The organism is Prolixibacter sp. NT017 (assembly GCF_009617875.1).
Taxonomy (GTDB): domain Bacteria; phylum Bacteroidota; class Bacteroidia; order Bacteroidales; family Prolixibacteraceae; genus Prolixibacter.
The window spans coordinates 449,080-466,575 of record NZ_BLAV01000001.1; the positions used below are offsets into that span (position 1 = coordinate 449,080).

The following is a 17,496-nucleotide window of genomic DNA, read 5'->3' on the forward strand; positions in this document are numbered from 1 at the left end:
CAAAAAAACAGACATGAATATGAAAAAGAAATTAATCATATTGTTAGCCATAGCCTTGGTTTTCTCCGGTTGTCAGGATTTTCTATCTCCTGCTGATGAAAACAACCGTGGTTTGGACGATATATATAGCGATGCAGCATTTGCAGAGGGACTCCTGCTAAACGGTTACGTTCGGTTACCCTCCGGAAGTTATTCATTCAATGATGTTGCTACAGATGATGCGGTAACGAATGACGGAAATAACCAATATCTCTCGATGGCTACTGGTCAATGGTCGGCTATGAATAATCCGATGGAAGAATGGACCAGCGGTTTTGCAGCCATTCAATATTTAAATAGGATATTGAAAGAAACCGATAAGGTCGATTGGGCGACCACCGGTGAGTACACTAAAGAAATGTTCAATGATCGGACTAAAGGAGAAGCGTACGGATTACGTGCTCTCTTTATGTACTACCTTTTACAGGCTCATGGTGGATGGACTTCAGACGGTAGACTTTTAGGAGTACCGATCTTGACTGAACCTTTGGATGCTAAGTCTGATTTTAATCTGCCGCGTAATACATTTGAAGAGTGTGTGCAGCAAATTTATAAGGATCTCGATCAAGCCGAGAAATATTTGCCTCTCGACTTTGAGGATATCAATAGCACCAGTGAGATACCAGACAAATATGCAGGTAAAACAAATGTTTCTGATTATAACAGGGTGTTTGGTGCCTACAATCGACAACGACTAACTGCTCGCATTGTTAAAGCAATACGTGCCCGGATTTCGTTACTCGCAGCAAGTCCTGCCTTTAATCAGGGAACCACTGTAAAGTGGTCGGATGCAGCGGATGATGCGGCGAAGGTTCTTGATTTGATTGGTGGTGTCTCTGGTATGGCAAGCAATGGAGGCTCCTGGTATGCCAAGTCTAACTCGGGTGAGATTGATGGTTTATCCGCAGGGGCTAATCCTGCTGAGGTGCTTTGGAGAACAAATATAAGTGATGAGAATAGTTTGGAATCGGATAATTATCCACCGAGTCTGTATGGTAAGGGACGAGTTAATCCAACCCAAAATTTGGTGAACGCTTTTCCAATGGCCAATGGTTATCCCATCACTGACGCTAACAGTGGTTATGATCCCAACAACCCTTATGCGAATCGCGACCCTCGGTTAAACAAGTATGTTGTTGTGAACGGAAGTTCGGAAGGTCCCGGTGGATCGACTGTCTATACCGAGGTAGGAAAAACCGACGACGGACTGGATGCTATTTCAACCTCTACACGTACCGGTTACTATATGCGCAAACTGCTTCGTGAAGATGTCAATCTTGACCCAGTGAATACCAATACACAAAAGCATTATGTTGCGCGTATTCGTTATACCGAGATATTCCTCGATTATGCAGAGGCGGCAAACGAGGCCTGGGGACCTGATGGTGAAGGAACTCACGGATATTCTGCACGTGATGTCATTGCTGCATTACGTGAAAGAGCTGGTATTTCTCAACCTGATGACTATTTGGCATCCATTAGCACAAAGGAGGATATGAGAAAACTGATCCACAACGAAAGACGATTGGAATTGTGCTTCGAAGGTTTCCGCTTTTGGGATCTGCGCCGTTGGAAGGAAAGCATTACTGATCCTGCCCTGGGAGTCCGTATTACCGGTGGAAATTTCCAGTTTAGTACTGTCGAGAAAAGGCAATATAGTGATTACATGTACTATGGACCGATTCCATATAATGAAATACTTAAAGCAAATAATCTGGAACAGAATGCAGGTTGGTAATGCTCAGTTACAACTTTAAACTTTAGAACAATGAAAAGGATTTTTTATATCTTATTAATAGCTCTTCCTTTCCTGATGAGTGCTTGCCATAATCAGGACTGGTCGTTCCCTGATTATAAATATACTACGGTGTATTTTCCTTACCAGGCTCCGGTGAGGACATTGGTACTCGGAAAGGATATCTACGACAACACCCTCGATAATGCGCACAAATGCAAAATTATGGCAACTATGGGAGGAGTGTACAATAATAACGTTGACAGGATACTTCACATTGAAGTAGACAATTCGCTCTGTGACAATCTGAAATTTGATGATGCATCCGGAGATGATGTGATCGCTATGCCATCAAATTATTACACGCTTTCAAGTGATAAGCAGCTCGTCATTCCTGCTGATTCCATCGTGGGGGGAATTGAAGTGCAACTTACCGATGCCTTCTTTGCTGATCCCCGTTCGATTAAAAACACGTTTGTTATTCCTGTGCGTATTACGTCGGTAGAAAATGCTGATTCGATATTGAGCGGAAAGAGCAGTATGGATAACCCTGATCCGCGGGTGGCTGCTGATTGGACAATTGTTCCTAAGAATTACATTCTTTACGGTGTCAAGTATGTGAATCCTTGGAATGGTAGTTACCTGAGAAGAGGTGTAGACGACGTGAAAGGCAATGGTGGAAACAGTTCTCTGGATACGACAATCGTTTATCATCAGGAATATACGGTAGATGATGAAGTTGTTACCGCGAAAACGTTGTCGATGGATGAGGTTTCTATTGTGCTTAAAACAGTAAACAAAGGAGATGCAACCGAAATGCCTTTCGAACTCAGAATTAAAGTGGATGATTCAGGGAAATGCACTGTCTCTAATCCTGATTCTGCTGGTTATACTATCACGGGTAGTGGTGATTTTGTAGAAAATGGAGATTCCTGGGGCGGTGAAAAACACGATGTGATGCACCTGAAATACAACGTCGATTTTGGAACGACAACACATTCGTTTACCGATACACTGGTCATTCGGGATCGGAACGTAAAAATGGAAACGTTTACCCCCTATGTTGTCGGCAATTAATCAAATAAGTTAGAGCTATATCATATTGGAGAGGTCTTCAAAGCCTCTCCAATATTTTTATATGAGAAGGCGTGTGTGACATCAGCTAGATGTCGTAACGATTCTCGTTGAAGGCCCTTGTCAGTCATTTGGATACGTGATGGGGTCGGTATATGGAAAAATGAAGGTGTCGTCAGCGAAGGATATTACGCAAAGTATACAAATGTGCCTGGTGCATGACATCACACTAGGAGTGATATGGAGGTCGTCGGGATTTCATATCGGGAGAGCAGAATTTCTCATCTTATTAAAACATCAAAGTTAAAAACGGTTTATAGCGTGAAAAAGATATTTTTTGTCCTGTTATATATGATTATATATATGCTGGGGACTAATGCTGCTCATTGTCAGTCAGTATCATTTAAAACCTACAATAATCCGGTAATTCCGGGCGATCATTCCGACTGTACATTGACAAAAGTTGGACACGACTTTTATACAACGGGCTCGTCTTTTAATCCGACTCCGGTTATTTATCACTCGACCGATTTAGTGCACTGGGAAGCTATTGCTCAACCTGTATCAGCAAATTGGAAAGATTATGGTGATAAGCCGCAGGGCGGTTGCTGGGGTGGACAGATGGTTTTCTACAATCATAAGTATTGGTTTTTCTTCAGCCATGGGAGTATGTACTTTACAACTGCAGATAAACCTGAGGGACCATGGAGCATGCCGGTGAAAGTTCAGAATCCTCCACAATTACCATATCCGCTCGGATATGATAATTCTATCTTCATTGATGATGATGGGAAATGGTATATGGTGGTAAAAAATGGCCAACAGAATAATGGAATAGTTGAATTGAGTAAGGATGGCCAACCGACTGGTGTTGTTTATAATTTAAAGTGGTTGAATGCAAAGGATTCTAATGGACGTTTCCCATATAGTTGGGCAGAGGGACCTGTTATGTGGAAGCGTAATGGGTACTATTATTATTCATTTGCAAGGGATGTAAGTGGTGGTCAAAAATACATGAGGAGTAAAACATTGACCGCTGATTCTTCAGCCTGGACAAGTCCTGTCGATTTTTTTAATGAAAACGACCCGGGGAAAGCCACTGCCATATTTTCCGGACCAAATCATAGCTCGGCTGCAGTGATGATTGATGATAGTACCAGTTGGGTTGTACATCCCGTATGGGCCAGAGGTAACAAGGGGGAATGGTTTGGCCAGGGAAGGCAAGGCTTATTAAATCAGGTTCACTATGATGCAAATAATAATGCGGTAGCCGATTATCCTTCTAACCGAAGTTTTACCGCACCCAAATTATCCAGTAGCGGAATACCGTGGATGGTTCCCAAAGCTGACTTTTTTACCAGTGACAAGCTTAATCCGGAATGGTCTTTTTTAGGCTATACACCTGATAATACATGGTCTCTGACTGTTCGTCCGGGTTGGATTCGGTTAACGCCGAAATCAATTGAGAAACCCAATACAATTATTAAAACCGATCCGGAACATAACTATTCGCTGATAACCAGGGTTGATTTCAGTCCATCTTCTACTAATGATGAAGCAGGAATTCGTATCATGAACGGTAAGGAAAACCTTTTTGCAAAGGTTTTCTGTACGCTAAATTCTGACGGAAAAAAAGTTGCACGGTTCAGTTATGGTAATGCTATCTATAATTCAGCAAATCAGACCGGGAATGTCATCTGGTTGAAACTGCTAAGAAATGATCATATACTTTCTGGCTATTACAGTACAGATGGATTTGATTGGATCAAAGTGGGGAGAGATATTGATGTTTCAAAAATGGATAGTTACAGTGCCGATTTTAATGGCTGGTGCGGTAACCGGCAGGGATTATATGTACAGGGCAGCAGGAGTGCAGATTTCGATTTGTATATCTACCGGGATGCCTACACGCCTATTCTGGCTGAGTGTCCGGCAAACCAGCTTGGTACCAGGCGCATCCAGGTGTCAGCAGGTGAATATGCATTGGGTGATATTCATAACGGAGACTGGGCATTGTATGCAGGTGTTGAGTTTGGTAGTGATGATTATGCTAAGACCTGTGATTCTGTAAAGATTACGGCTTCATGCGTTCACGATGCGACCGTAGAGGTTTGGCTGGATTCGATTGGCACCGGAAAGAAAATAGCAACCTGTAAGATTTCAAATACCGGTGGTTCGGGTTCATTTAAAATCTTTACTGCCCCAACTATTGCAACAACCGGCATGCATGACGTTTATCTCAGATTTATCGGGCGAGACAATGAAAATTTCATGACGGTAAAAAATCTGGTTTTTGCAACGTCTTCCAGACCAACCTCTGTAAATGACCTGAGAGCGCGAGGTACCCTGAAAATATTTCCTAATCCGACAGAGGATAAAATCAATGTCACGTCCGATTTTTATTTTAAGGATTTGTCGATTTATGATATGCTGGGAAGGGGCATGGCAAAGAAATCTTATAGTGCAGAAATTAATGCTACCACTTTAAGACTTGAATTAAACAAGGATATGTATATCCTGAAAGTATCGAACAATACTTTATCGGCCAGTTCCAAAATATTTGTTCAATAATAAGGAGTATACTTAAATCACGATAAATATATCTGAAGTCGATATCTGTCATATCCGATTTGATGCTAACGATGGATAAACCAATTGATTAAACTGAGCTAAATAAAAATGAATAACCTGCCGAAATACATGAAATGGTGCTTTTGGGGGATTCTCTTTTTGTTCGTTGCATGTAGTAAAAACTCCGGGGATATTGTACCGAAGAATGCTTCGCTTTCGTTCATTGAGAGTACCGTTCCCTTGGAAGAACTTTCAACGGATGGCGGAACGATCAGCATTGAAGTGGAATCGTCCTATACAACCTGGAATATAAAAGCTGGCGATGCGAAAGAAGGGCAGAAGTTTATCACCCAAATTACTCCGGCTAATGCTGGTTCAGCCTATGAAGAGAACACGCAGACTTCTGTCAGCATCATATATGGCTCTAATCTGACGAGTACCCAAAATCGTCAGCAGGTTATTATCTCTTCTGTTACGGATAATCTGAGCGATACCATTGTTATTATCCAGGCTGCCAAACCTGTCGTGAAACAGAATGTGACAATTGATCCCAGCATCACTTACCAAACTGTGTCCGGGTTTGGCGGTGCTAACGCCATTTGGGGAACAGATTATCTATCATCTTCAGAAATGGATTTGGCTTTTGGCACAGGAGACAATGATTTGGGACTGTCAATTTTGAGAGTACGGTTGTCTTCTGATAAAAACGATTGGGCAGGCCTGGTCAACAGTATTAAAGGTGCCAATGCCCATCATGTGAAAGTATTGGCTACTCCCTGGTCGCCACCTGCTGTATGGAAAAGTAACAACAGTGTGGATGGCGGTGGTTCTTTGCTGGAGACACATTATGCCGACTTTGTTAATTACATAAATGAGTTCATCCAGTATATGAGCTCACAAGGTGCTACTGTCGATGTGGTTTCCATACAGAACGAACCCGACTGGAAAGCACCATACGAGGGATGCGAATATACGACTTCGGAGATGTTCAATTTTGTGAAAAACTATGCCGGTGGCATTAAGGGAGCTAAGGTGCTGGCGGCCGAATCGCTGAATTTCAATCAGGCATATACCGACGATATTTTGAATGACCCGGTTGCCGCTGATAATCTGGATATTATTGGTGGTCACTTGTATGGAGCGGGCCTTGAACCTTATCCGTTAGCCGTACAAAAAGGGAAAGAAATTTGGATGACGGAACACTTATTAAATCTCGATAGCGGTAATAATCCTGATAACTGGACCGGGAATACGGGTGTGAAAACCATTTGGGATGAATCAATGAAGATGGTCAGAGAGATTCAAACCGCTATGATGGATAACTGGAACGCATACATTTGGTGGTACATTCGTCGTTATTATTCCTTTCTGGGCGATGGTGAAAGAGGAACAACCCGGGGACAGATTTTAAAAAGAGGTTATGCCATGTCTCAGTTTGCCAAATTCGTCAGGCCAGGATATGTTCGAATACAAGCCCGGCTTGAGAATACATCATCCGGATTGATAATTACTGCCTACAAAGGAGACAATAAAATTGTTGTGGCAATTGTTAATCCAACCAATGTGGATGTTCCGGGTGTCAACCTGATCAATTCAACGGTCGTCTCATCAGCTGTGGCATATACAACCTCAGAGTTTGTCAACCGGAAAATGGAAAATCTGACCCCGGATAATACTAATGTAACTGTGGATATAACTGCCAATAGTGTTACAACGATTGTCATTGAATGATTGATTTAGGAAAACCGGGCATTGAAGTGAGTTTTTATTTAGTATCTGCAATAATTAGCTTGTCAATAGAGCATCATTTATTGATAACTAAAAACAGGACAGAGCCAGAATTATCCGGGCTCTGTTTTTACGTTATCCAATTTAAGTCCTGAATATTTCCCTCTTTTTAAAACGATTGATAACGAGTAATTTTTTTTAACGGGAAGTTTCGTGTCTCAAATTTGAAGTGAAATATCTCAAATCAAAAGTCCATATGGGGTGGTATCGATAATTTTAGCCATCTAACTTGATTAAGGATTTTGAATTGAGCCTGATAGTCGTCGAATAATAGAAGATCATGAGGTGTTTAATTCTTTCTCCGCCCGATAAATAAAACAGACAAAATGAATCCAGACACTACATGCCTTCTAAACGTAGAACTCCACCGTGATGTGAGTCTTAACAGGAAATTACTCTGGTGAAAAACCGGAATTTTATTATGCAATGAGTGTCTCAATTGAGATTGCTTAACAATTCCGAACCAAAAAATCAATTTGTGCAAAACGTGGTGGCTCGTCACATTTGATTGGCACGATAAAAAATCTACAAATGAAAACAACTTCTTCGAAAGTTACCGTTCTCGAAAAAATCGGTTACAGCTTGGGTGACCTGGCTGCGAACCTGATTTTTCAAACCTTAATGACCTTTTTGGCATTCTTTTATACGGACGTATACAAAATTCCACCGGGAACAGCATCAGCCATTATATTCACAGGTGGTATGGTTGGCGCATTTTTTAATCCGGTTATGGGCATCATCGCTGACCGGACCAATACACGCTGGGGTAAGTTCCGGCCCTGGATATTATGGACCGCTTTCCCATTCGGTATCATTGCCATACTAGCCTTCAGTACTCCCGATTTTAGCCCGGGAGGAAAAATTGCCTATGCGCTGATTACATACATTTTATTGGTTATTACCTATTCAGCGAATAACCTGCCTTATGCATCACTGAGTGGCGTACTAACGGGGGATATGGCTGAACGTAACAGTATCTCGTCTTACCGCTTTGTTGCCGTAATGATTGCCCAGTTTATTGTGCAGGGATTGTTGTTACCCCTCGTACTTATTTTGGGAGATGGAGACAAGACTAAAGGATTTGAACATACAATCGGCATTTTCGCTGTAACCGGAGTTGTTTTCTTTTTGATCACGTTTCTGACTACCCGCGAACGGGTTGTGCCTAATCCGGAGCAGAAAACCAGTGTAAAAGACGACCTGAAGGATTTGGTTCGAAACCGGCCCTGGCTCATTATGCTTGTCCTTACCATATTCGTTTTCATCACGTTATCGCTTAAGGGGGGAATGTATGTTTATTATTTTGAAAACTATCTGAGTGCGAAACATCTGGCCGATTTCCTTCAGAATATTGGATTCAACGATTTTATTAATGGATTGAACAACTTGCTTATCAGGATGGGACTGCATGGTTTTACGTGGCCCAAGGATGCCCCGACCTCCGGGTTTAGCCTTTTCAATGGGGGAGGTATCATCATGATGATTGTGGGAATTGCTTTTTCAAAAAGACTGGCTGATAAATATGGAAAGCGTGATGTTTTTGGAGCTAGCCTGTTTCTTTCGGCTGTGTGCCTGTTGCTTTTCCTGTTTTATGGTCCGCAATCTATTGCGCTGGTTTTCGGAACTCAACTTGCCCATGGATTCTTTTACGGAATATCAACACCTTTATTATGGGCAATGATTGCCGATGTGGCCGACTATTCCGAGTGGAAGAACAAACGCCGGGCAACTGCTATCGTATTTTCGGCCATGATTTTTGGATTGAAAGCCGGGCTTAGTATTGGTGGGGCATTAGTTGCCGGCATATTGGCTGTATATGGCTACGATCCACAATTACCAGTTCAATCTCCCGGTACAATTACCGGTATAAAACTATCTGTTAGTGTTTTTCCTGCTTTGACTTTTTGTATCGGGGTTGCCTTTCTGTTCTTCTATGAGATTGATAAGAAAAAGGAAATCCAAATACAGGAAGAGTTGATGCTTCGAAGAAAATAGAATTTGTAAATAATAGATTGATTCCTATGAAAATAAACAAAAAACGAAACCAAATCGCCAGGGTGTTGTTGCTCGCCACGATAGTGATAAGTGGCTGTGCAAAGAGCCCGGAAACAAGAGAAGACCTTACGTTGAAAAATGCATTTGCCGGTAAATTCCATATTGGCACAGCACTAAATATTCCGCAGATACTTGGAAGAGATTCTGGTTCACTGAAGGTGGTTAAAAAACAGTTTGATGCGATCGTTGCTGAAAATTGTATGAAGAGCGGGCATCTCGAACCCCAGGAAGGTTTTTTTGACTTTTCGACGGCTGATAAGTTTGTGAAATTTGGATTAGATAATCATTTGTTTGTCACCGGTCATACCTTAATCTGGCATTCTCAGGCTCCTCGGTGGTTCTTTACAGATAGTCTGGGACACGATGTGTCGCGTGACGTTATGATTGCGCGGATGAAGAAATACATTTCCACCGTGGTGGAGCACTTCAAAGGAAAAGTTAAAGGATGGGACGTAGTTAATGAAGCAGTACTGGACGACGGTTCCTTACGGAAAAGCAAGTTTTACCAAATCATTGGTCCCGATTTTATCAAGCTTGCCTTCGAATTTGCCCATGAAGCGGATCCCAATGCCGAACTATACTATAACGATTATTCGATGGCCAATCCGCAAAAAAGGGAAGGAGTCATCCGGATGGTAAAAGAACTTCAAAGCGAGGGCGTCCGGATTGATGGCATTGGCATGCAAGGGCATATTGGATTAACACACCCTGATATTGATGAGTTTGAAAAAAGCCTCGAAGCCTTTGCCGGTTTGGGTGTGAAAATAAATATCTCCGAATTGGATCTCTCTGTTCTACCTAACCCGGACTTCCATACAGGCGCGAATGTGTCTGACAATTTCAAGTATGATAAGAAATTGAATCCTTATGCAGAAGCACTTCCCGACAGTGTAGCCCAGGCATTCAACCAGCGCTACCTGGACTTCTTCAAACTCTTTTTGAAACATCAGGATGTAATCGAACGGGTTACGCTCTGGGGAGTAAACGACGGACAGTCGTGGAAAAATAACTGGCCGGTCAGAGGTCGCACCGATTATCCGCTGTTGTTCGATCGGAATAATCAGCCTAAACCTGTAGTAAAAGAAATTATTGATGCGGCAATGAATTATCCGAAAGCCGATTAATTTATATGTCAATGAAAAAATCAAGATACCTGGTTGAACACATGTATACAGCCGATCCGGCAGTACACGTTTTTAATGGCAAACTGTATATCTACCCTTCACACGACATCGATGCGGGCATTCCTGAGAATGATAACGGCGACCATTTTGATATGCGTGACTATCACGTATTTTCAATGGACTCCATTGACGGAGAAGTGACTGACCATGGAGTGGCACTGGATGTAAAAGACATCCGGTGGGCCGGAAGACAACTGTGGGATTGTGATGCAGCTTTTAAGAATGGGAAATATTATTTGTACTTTCCGTTGAAGGACAAGACTGATATTTTCCGAATCGGCGTCGCTGTGAGTGAGAAACCGGAAGGACCTTTCGTTCCGCTTGACAATCCAATCAGAGGGAGTTATTCGATTGACCCCTGTGTTTTTTGTGACGACGATGGTACTCATTACATGTATTTTGGTGGCTTGTGGGGTGGCCAATTACAACGCTACCGCGATAACAAAGCCATTGAATGCGGACAGCTTCCCGATGACGAACAGCCTGCATTGCCTTCGCGGGTGGTGAAACTCGATGACGATATGCTCGAATTTGGCGAGGAGCCGAAAGCGGTAATTATACTTGACGAAAACGGAGAGCCGTTGAAAGCAGGTGATAACGAACGCCGGTTCTTTGAGGCATCGTGGATGCACAAATACAAAGGGAAATACTACTTCTCGTATTCAACGGGTGACACTCACAAACTGTGTTATGCAGTTGGTGACAACCCTTACGGTCCTTTTACTTACCAGGGAGTGATTCTTACACCGGTGGTTGGCTGGACAACTCACCATTCCATTGTGGAGTTTAAAGGCAAGTGGTACCTGTTCTATCACGACAGTGTTCCGTCGGGCGGCAAAACATGGTTGCGAAGCATGAAAGTGATTGAACTGGAATATACGAAAGAGGGGAGCATTAAAACGATTGAAGGAATAGAAGATTAGAATTGAGATACCTAAAGTATCTGTCAGAATAAACATTTCCAAAGTTGTTATAGAAATAGGTTTAGTTAGTTTTGTTTCAGTTAGATTGACTATTAAATATCGGAAGCTTCTTTTTAAGGAGCTTCCGATTATTTATTTAGCACATGTTATTCTGGTATGTTCATTTACATTCTTCTGCCATTCGGGTTAAAGATATTTCCAGGTAGTTATGAATGACTGTTTATAACAATAAAGTGTACTGTGACGGAATATTCAATATCGCCAGAAAGAGTAGTGAATGAGTTGTATAGCTGGGGTTGAACCATCGCAAGAAGATGTTAAATGATGATTAATTTCCGGACGGTGAAAACTTATACTGTTCTCTTGTCATCTTTATACTGTTCTCCCACCGTCTTTATACGTTTCTCACCTCACCCTTTATACGTTTCTCGCGGCGTCTTTATACGTTTCTCTTTCCATCGTTATACGTAGAAAGATGGAAACCTTCTGCGTTTAGGTTTTGAACACGAGTGGCAGATGGTTTGGGAATTGTAATTCCGGTGTTTAAAGGTGGACTTCATTTCACATAAAATTCGCTTTACTCTTATGGCATATAACGACGGAGAGTTTCCTGCTTTTTTTTGAGCTGCAACAAAAAAAGGCCGTCCGAAAAACGGACGACCTTTGCAGTAGTTGGTTGTTTGATTAAGGTTTGCTTTTATTCCTTATTGCATGTCGTTATTTATCAAACTACATTTTCCTTACTTCAATAACATCTCCCTTTCGGGTCGGGATATCATACTCGTATACTTTTTTCAGTTTGGGCAAGTCTAACGGAACTTTTGAGTGTACCAGCGGACTCTTCTGAGGCGGAATGGCGAAAAAAGGATTGGTATTCTGCCCTTTGGCTTTCTTCAGTCCTTTGCCCTTTAGCGGAACATATGAGCGCAGGCGGCAATTACCTCCGTCGGTTGAGTGGATGGTTGCGTAGGCCAGTTCACCGTTTTTCCATTTTATATCGACTGTGAAACCACCCCGGGCCCTGAGTCCTGATATGCTACCTTCTTTCCATGCCGTTGGAAGTGCCGGCAACAGCTGAACGGCGCCATCCTGGCTTTGTAACAACATCTCTGCAATACCCGAGGTACAGCCGAAGTTACCGTCAATTTGGAACGGGGGATGGGCATCGAACAGGTTGGGGTAGGTGCCTCCGCCTTCCATTCCTCTCGAATGGTTCACCGGTCTCAGCTGGTCCGTGATTAATTTATAGGCATGGTTTCCATCGAGCAGCCGCGCCCAGAGGTTTACTTTCCATCCCATCGACCACCCGGTCGATTCATCGCCGCGTGCCAAAAGCGATGTTCTGGCAGCAGAAAACAATTTTGGGGTACGGTATGGCGAAATTTGATTCGACGGGTATAAGCCATACAAATGCGATACATGGCGGTGATGATCATTCGGACTATCCCAGTCGTGCAACCACTCCTGTAACTGCCCCCAGCGCCCGATTTGCATAGGAGGAAGACGTTTGATCGCATCCTGAAGCCGGGCAACAAAGGCATCGTCGGTATGCAGGATTTTTGCGGCCATGATGGTTTTGCTAAACAGATCGAACGCCAATTGATTATCCATGGTAGCGCCGGCAGTTAAAGAAGTGCTGTGTCCCGGCGGAATATGCTCCGGCGAAATGGAGGGACAAACAACCAGCCAGTGATGTTCCGGCTCTTCCACCATGAAATCGAGCAGAAACTTTGCCGCTCCTTTCACTACCGGGTAGATGGACTTCAGGTATTCTTTATCGCCACCGAAGGCGTATTTGTAGAACAGATGCTGTGAAAGCCATACGCCGCCCATGGGCCACATTCCCCAGTTGGCTCCGTCTATGGGGCCGGTAATGCGCCAGATATCGGTATTGTGATGGGTTGTCCAGCCACCGGCTCCGTACATATCTTCAGCGGTTTTTATTCCGGTTTGCGAAAGTTCGCGAACCATCTGAATCAAGGGCTCGTTCATCTCCGTCAGGTTTGTGACTTCCGACGGCCAGTAGTTCATTTCGGTATTGATGTTGATGGTGTATTTGCTGTCCCATGGTGGGTAAAGCTGGTTGTTCCATATTCCCTGCAGGTTCGCCGGCTGTCCTCCCGGTCGCGAAGAAGAGATGAGCAGGTAGCGGCCAAACTGGAAGTACAGAGCTACCAGTTGCGGATCATTATCGCCGGCAAATTGCGCAAGGCGAACATCGGTGGGATTTTTCACCGAATCCGTTACTCCCAGGTCGAGTATTACCCGTTGAAAATATTTCCGGTAGTCGGCTGTGCTGGCTTTCTGTATCTGCTCGTAGCTTTTCTTTAGCGCCTGCTGAAGATAGGAACTTGCCAAAGCATCGGCATTGCCACTGATGTCGTTGTAGTTTTTAACGTTGGTGGCAATGGAGATGTAGATGGTTGCCGCATCGGCATTGGAAACTTTTACGACGGTATCGTTGGCGGATACTGTACCGCCCCGGGGAACCACTTTTACCCGGGCTTCGAATCGGACGGCGCCTTTAACCGTCTCGTGGTCGCTGGTTGTACCCGACAGTACGAGTTCGTTGTTACCTTGTGTTGACAGGTTGAGCATTTTAGACGGTCCCGGACGGTCCATTGTGGCGGAAAAGCTGACGGCGCCCGGTTTATCGGCCGAAATACGGGCAACAATTACCTGGTCGGGATACGAGGACAGTACATGTGTCGTATAATGTACGCCGTTCACGTTATACCGACTGCTCGCTACGGCTTTGTCGATGTCGAGTTCACGGTAGTAGTCCGAGTAGTTTTCGTGTCCCGGAAAGGAAAGACGAAGGTTGCCTACCGTTTGGTAGGGCATGCCCTGAGACTTTTTGCTGATAAAATCCTGGTTAACCAGTGTCTCTGCTTCTTTGTATTTCCCTTCAAAAATCAATTTGCGGACTTCGGGCAACGCCTCTTTGGCCTTCAGGTTATCGTTCCGGTTGGGTTGACCGGCCCACACGGAACTCTCGTTCAGTTGAATGGTTTCGTGATTTGGGTCGCCAAAGACCATCGCCCCCAGGCGGCCATTCCCGACAGGCAGAGCTTCGACCCATTGTTTGGCCGGGTGCAAATACCAAAGCTTCAAAAGTGAGTCGTTTTGGGCGTAGGCACCGGCTACACACCCCATCACGAGCCAGAATAAAAGGATTCTCTTCACTGTTATTATTTTTTGATTTCCACTTTTATCTGGGTAAACGAATGGGGAAGAAATGAGTAGGTCAACCCGGTTTTGTTTGTTTTGATTTCCTTCGTTACCGGAATATATTGTGATTGTTTATCGAACGAGAACGGTGTCTCGAGCGACTGACTGTCGATGATGCCGGCCACTGCTTTCCCTGTCATTTCGCCGGAGGTGGGCAGTATATCGGCGGTAATTGCCTTGTCCTTGTTCCGGTTAATCACGTTGATGTAAAGTGTTTGGGTTTCGGGCGAATAGACCGACGTAACGTCGAGGTACGGAATGCCTTTGTATTTTTCGGTATTAAAGGTATCGCAAGCCACATAGGTATCGACCGAATTGCCGAGGCAATTGTTGGAAAATGACTTGAAAATGTAGAACAGCGGCGTTTTGTAGGTTCCTTTTTCGCGGTCGCTTCCCAGCAATGAGGTAAACATGGTAAAGTTGGCCATCTTCACTACATCGGCGTGACGAACAAAGGAATTCAGGCATTGTGCCACGGACAGTACCGACCGGAAATTACTCCCGAAAGCGCCATATTCATCTACCGAAACATAAATCGGGTTGGTGAAGTCTTTCTTTGCTTTAGCTGTTTGAATTTCATCGGCGGTTATGCGAATCTTTTCGTCAAAATCCATTGCACTTTGGCCCATGTAGGTGTAATAGTCGGGTGACTTTTCCCAGTAACGGTGAATGGAGAGGTAATTAATTTTATCGCCAAGACCTTCCAGTACCTTCCGGTTCCAGTCAATCCATTTGCCGGTACTTTCGTAGTACGACGATCCGGAAGCAACAAAACGGATGGTCGGGTCGATGGACTTCATTGCCTTGGCGGCTTCCCTTGCTGTTTTCACATAATCATCGGCCGTTTTGTGGCCCAGTTCCCACGGAGCGCCGTCTACTTCGTTACCAAGGTCCCATATTTTGATGTTGTAAGGTTCTTTATGCCCGTATTTAATGCGTAAATCCGAGTAGTAGGTTCCCTTCGGGTAGTTACAGTATTCCAGCCAATGGCATGCGTTTTGGATGTCTCCAAGGCCGAGGTTGACACACACAACGTTGTCACTTCCGATGGACTTATTTAATTCCACCCATTCGTCGGTTCCTACATGGTTGTTATCGGTTCCGCCCCAGGCCATATTCACGCGAACGGGGCGCTGGCTTTTCGGCCCGATACCATCTTCCCAGTTATAGGCCATCACGTAGTTCCCGCCCGGCCAGCGCATGTTTGTTACCTTAAGTTCTTTCGCGGCGTCGATGTAATCCTTCCGGAAACCGTCTTTATCGGCAAGCGGGGAGGAGGGATCGTACAAATTCCCGTAAAGGGTATTGAAGCTTACCGTATCGGGTAATCCCATCCTTGCTCCGTTAAAGTGGATAGGCTCCATAAATACACCATAAATATTCGGATCAATCTTTCCGATAGTCCGGTCAACATCGATTCTAATTTTAGCTGTTTGGGCGCTCAGGAAAAGAGGAAGAGCAAGGCCCAAAAGCGTGAATACTTTTTTCATGACAGATATTTTTATTGATTTAGTTTTTTCTTACCGTTTAAATTGGACCCAGTCAATTTCGACCGGTGAGTTGGATTGTTGTACAACGACCAGGTTGTGAACTCCTTTTTGATAGTTCGAAGCGGGCACATCGGTGGTTGCCCATTGGTTTCCTTTGGGAATTTTTACTTCGGACAACAGGGGACCGTCAGGTTTGTCCAACCGTATCTGTATTTTTCCTCCCTGTTGTGACAGGGCTCTCACCTGAACCGACTTGAGTTTTTTATTCCCGAAGTCGACCGCATTGTACTTTACCCAGGCGCCTTGGGTATTAAATAGGGTCTTCCAGCCTTTAAAGGTATCGAGCGAATCGAGGAACGCAACGGATACGCCCTTTCCGCTGATGTGACTGTACCGGTCAATCTGGATTTCCCGGGTTGCCGGGGTTGTTCCCACTCCGCGTAACGTTGGTGTTACTTTTTGTATGGTTCCGTCAGGATTGAAGAACAGGCTGTCGATACAAACTGACCTGTTCTTATCGAAGTTGGGCGACAAGGCATCCTGATGATAGAAAAGATACCATTGATTCTTATATTGAATCATTGATTGATGGTTGGTCCAGCAATGCATTGGCGATTCATCCATGACGACACCGGTAACTTTGAATGGCCCCATCGGATTATCACCAATGGCGTATTCCAACCGTTCAATTTTATGTTCTACATGCGGATAAGTCAGGTAGTAAATTCCCTTTCGTTCGAATAAATAAGGGCCTTCTTTCAATCCTTTTTCAGGAAGGTTTTCAATCTTCTGAGGTTCTGAGGCTAGTTCCAGCATGTTGTCTTTCAGTTTGGCCACATAAATATTTCCCATGGCCCAGTAGAGATAGGCCTGTCCGTCTTTGTCGATAAATACGTTCGGATCAATTCCATGGACCCCTTCGATTGGCTTTGCCTGCGGAACATACGGGCCTTCCGGTTTGTCGGCTATAGCCACGCCTATTCCGAAGTTCTTTCTGCCGTTTGGGCCAACCGTTTTTGTATTGGCCGGAAAATAGAAATAATACTTCCCGTTTCGTTCAATGCAATCGGGCGCCCACATGCTGTAGGACGTTGAGTCGACCCAGGGGACATTGTATTGGCTCACGACGATACCATGATCCGTCCAATCAGTCAGGTTGGAGGATGAAAACACATGATAGTCTTCCATGCAGAACCATTTTTCTCTCAACCCTTTCCCGGGGGGCGTAGGGATGTCGTGCGACGGGAAGAGGTATATTTTCCCGTTGAATACTCTTACTGAAGGGTCAGCAGTAAACTGATTACGGATGATTGGATTTTGAGCTTGCGTATTGTTCAGGCAAAAGAGTATCAGGATGATTAGTACGGACAATTTGCGATGGTGTTTTTTCATTGGTTTAAGCTTTT

General features: G+C 44.1%; 10 protein-coding genes. 7 read left to right on the forward strand and 3 right to left on the reverse strand.

Going from position 1 to position 17,496, the window contains the following annotated elements:
* Positions 1-19 precede the first annotated feature (19 nt).
* The 7 genes from GJU87_RS01805 to GJU87_RS01835 all read left to right on the forward strand — a co-directional run bounded on the left by GJU87_RS01805 (position 20) and on the right by GJU87_RS01835 (position 11,369).
* Positions 20-1,777, forward strand: coding sequence for a RagB/SusD family nutrient uptake outer membrane protein (locus tag GJU87_RS01805; RefSeq protein WP_153637944.1), 1,758 nt, complete (start codon positions 20-22; stop codon positions 1,775-1,777).
* A 30-nt stretch (positions 1,778-1,807) separates the two neighbouring features.
* Positions 1,808-2,851 (forward strand): DUF5627 domain-containing protein, encoded by a 1,044-nt coding sequence (locus GJU87_RS01810; RefSeq protein WP_153637945.1) that lies wholly within the window; start codon positions 1,808-1,810, stop codon positions 2,849-2,851.
* A gap of 318 nt (positions 2,852-3,169) precedes the next feature.
* Complete coding sequence (locus tag GJU87_RS01815; RefSeq protein WP_194831414.1) at positions 3,170-5,419, forward strand: family 43 glycosylhydrolase; 2,250 nt, start codon at positions 3,170-3,172, stop codon at positions 5,417-5,419.
* 108 nt (positions 5,420-5,527) lie between these two features.
* Positions 5,528-7,150: a glycoside hydrolase gene (locus GJU87_RS01820; RefSeq protein ID WP_228491814.1), complete on the forward strand. Its 1,623-nt coding sequence runs from the start codon at positions 5,528-5,530 to the stop codon at positions 7,148-7,150.
* Between the two features lie 588 nt (positions 7,151-7,738).
* Positions 7,739-9,202: an MFS transporter gene (locus tag GJU87_RS01825; RefSeq protein ID WP_153637947.1), complete on the forward strand. Its 1,464-nt coding sequence runs from the start codon at positions 7,739-7,741 to the stop codon at positions 9,200-9,202.
* 26 nt (positions 9,203-9,228) lie between these two features.
* On the forward strand, positions 9,229-10,386 hold the full coding sequence (locus GJU87_RS01830; RefSeq protein ID WP_153637948.1) for an endo-1,4-beta-xylanase: 1,158 nt from the start codon (positions 9,229-9,231) through the stop codon (positions 10,384-10,386).
* 11 nt (positions 10,387-10,397) lie between these two features.
* Positions 10,398-11,369, forward strand: coding sequence for a glycoside hydrolase family 43 protein (locus GJU87_RS01835; RefSeq protein WP_153637949.1), 972 nt, complete (start codon positions 10,398-10,400; stop codon positions 11,367-11,369).
* A 729-nt stretch (positions 11,370-12,098) separates the two neighbouring features.
* Here the strand turns inward: GJU87_RS01835 and GJU87_RS01840 are convergent.
* The 3 genes from GJU87_RS01840 to GJU87_RS01850 are packed head-to-tail and all read right to left on the reverse strand — an operon-like array spanning position 12,099 to position 17,482.
* Complete coding sequence (locus GJU87_RS01840) at positions 12,099-14,555, reverse strand: glycoside hydrolase N-terminal domain-containing protein (RefSeq protein ID WP_228491815.1); 2,457 nt, start codon at positions 14,553-14,555, stop codon at positions 12,099-12,101.
* Between the two features lie 5 nt (positions 14,556-14,560).
* Positions 14,561-16,090, reverse strand: coding sequence for an alpha-L-arabinofuranosidase C-terminal domain-containing protein (locus GJU87_RS01845; RefSeq protein WP_153637950.1), 1,530 nt, complete (start codon positions 16,088-16,090; stop codon positions 14,561-14,563).
* Between the two features lie 30 nt (positions 16,091-16,120).
* Positions 16,121-17,482, reverse strand: a complete 1,362-nt coding sequence (locus GJU87_RS01850; RefSeq protein WP_153637951.1) for a family 43 glycosylhydrolase — start codon at positions 17,480-17,482, stop codon at positions 16,121-16,123.
* Positions 17,483-17,496 lie beyond the last annotated feature (14 nt).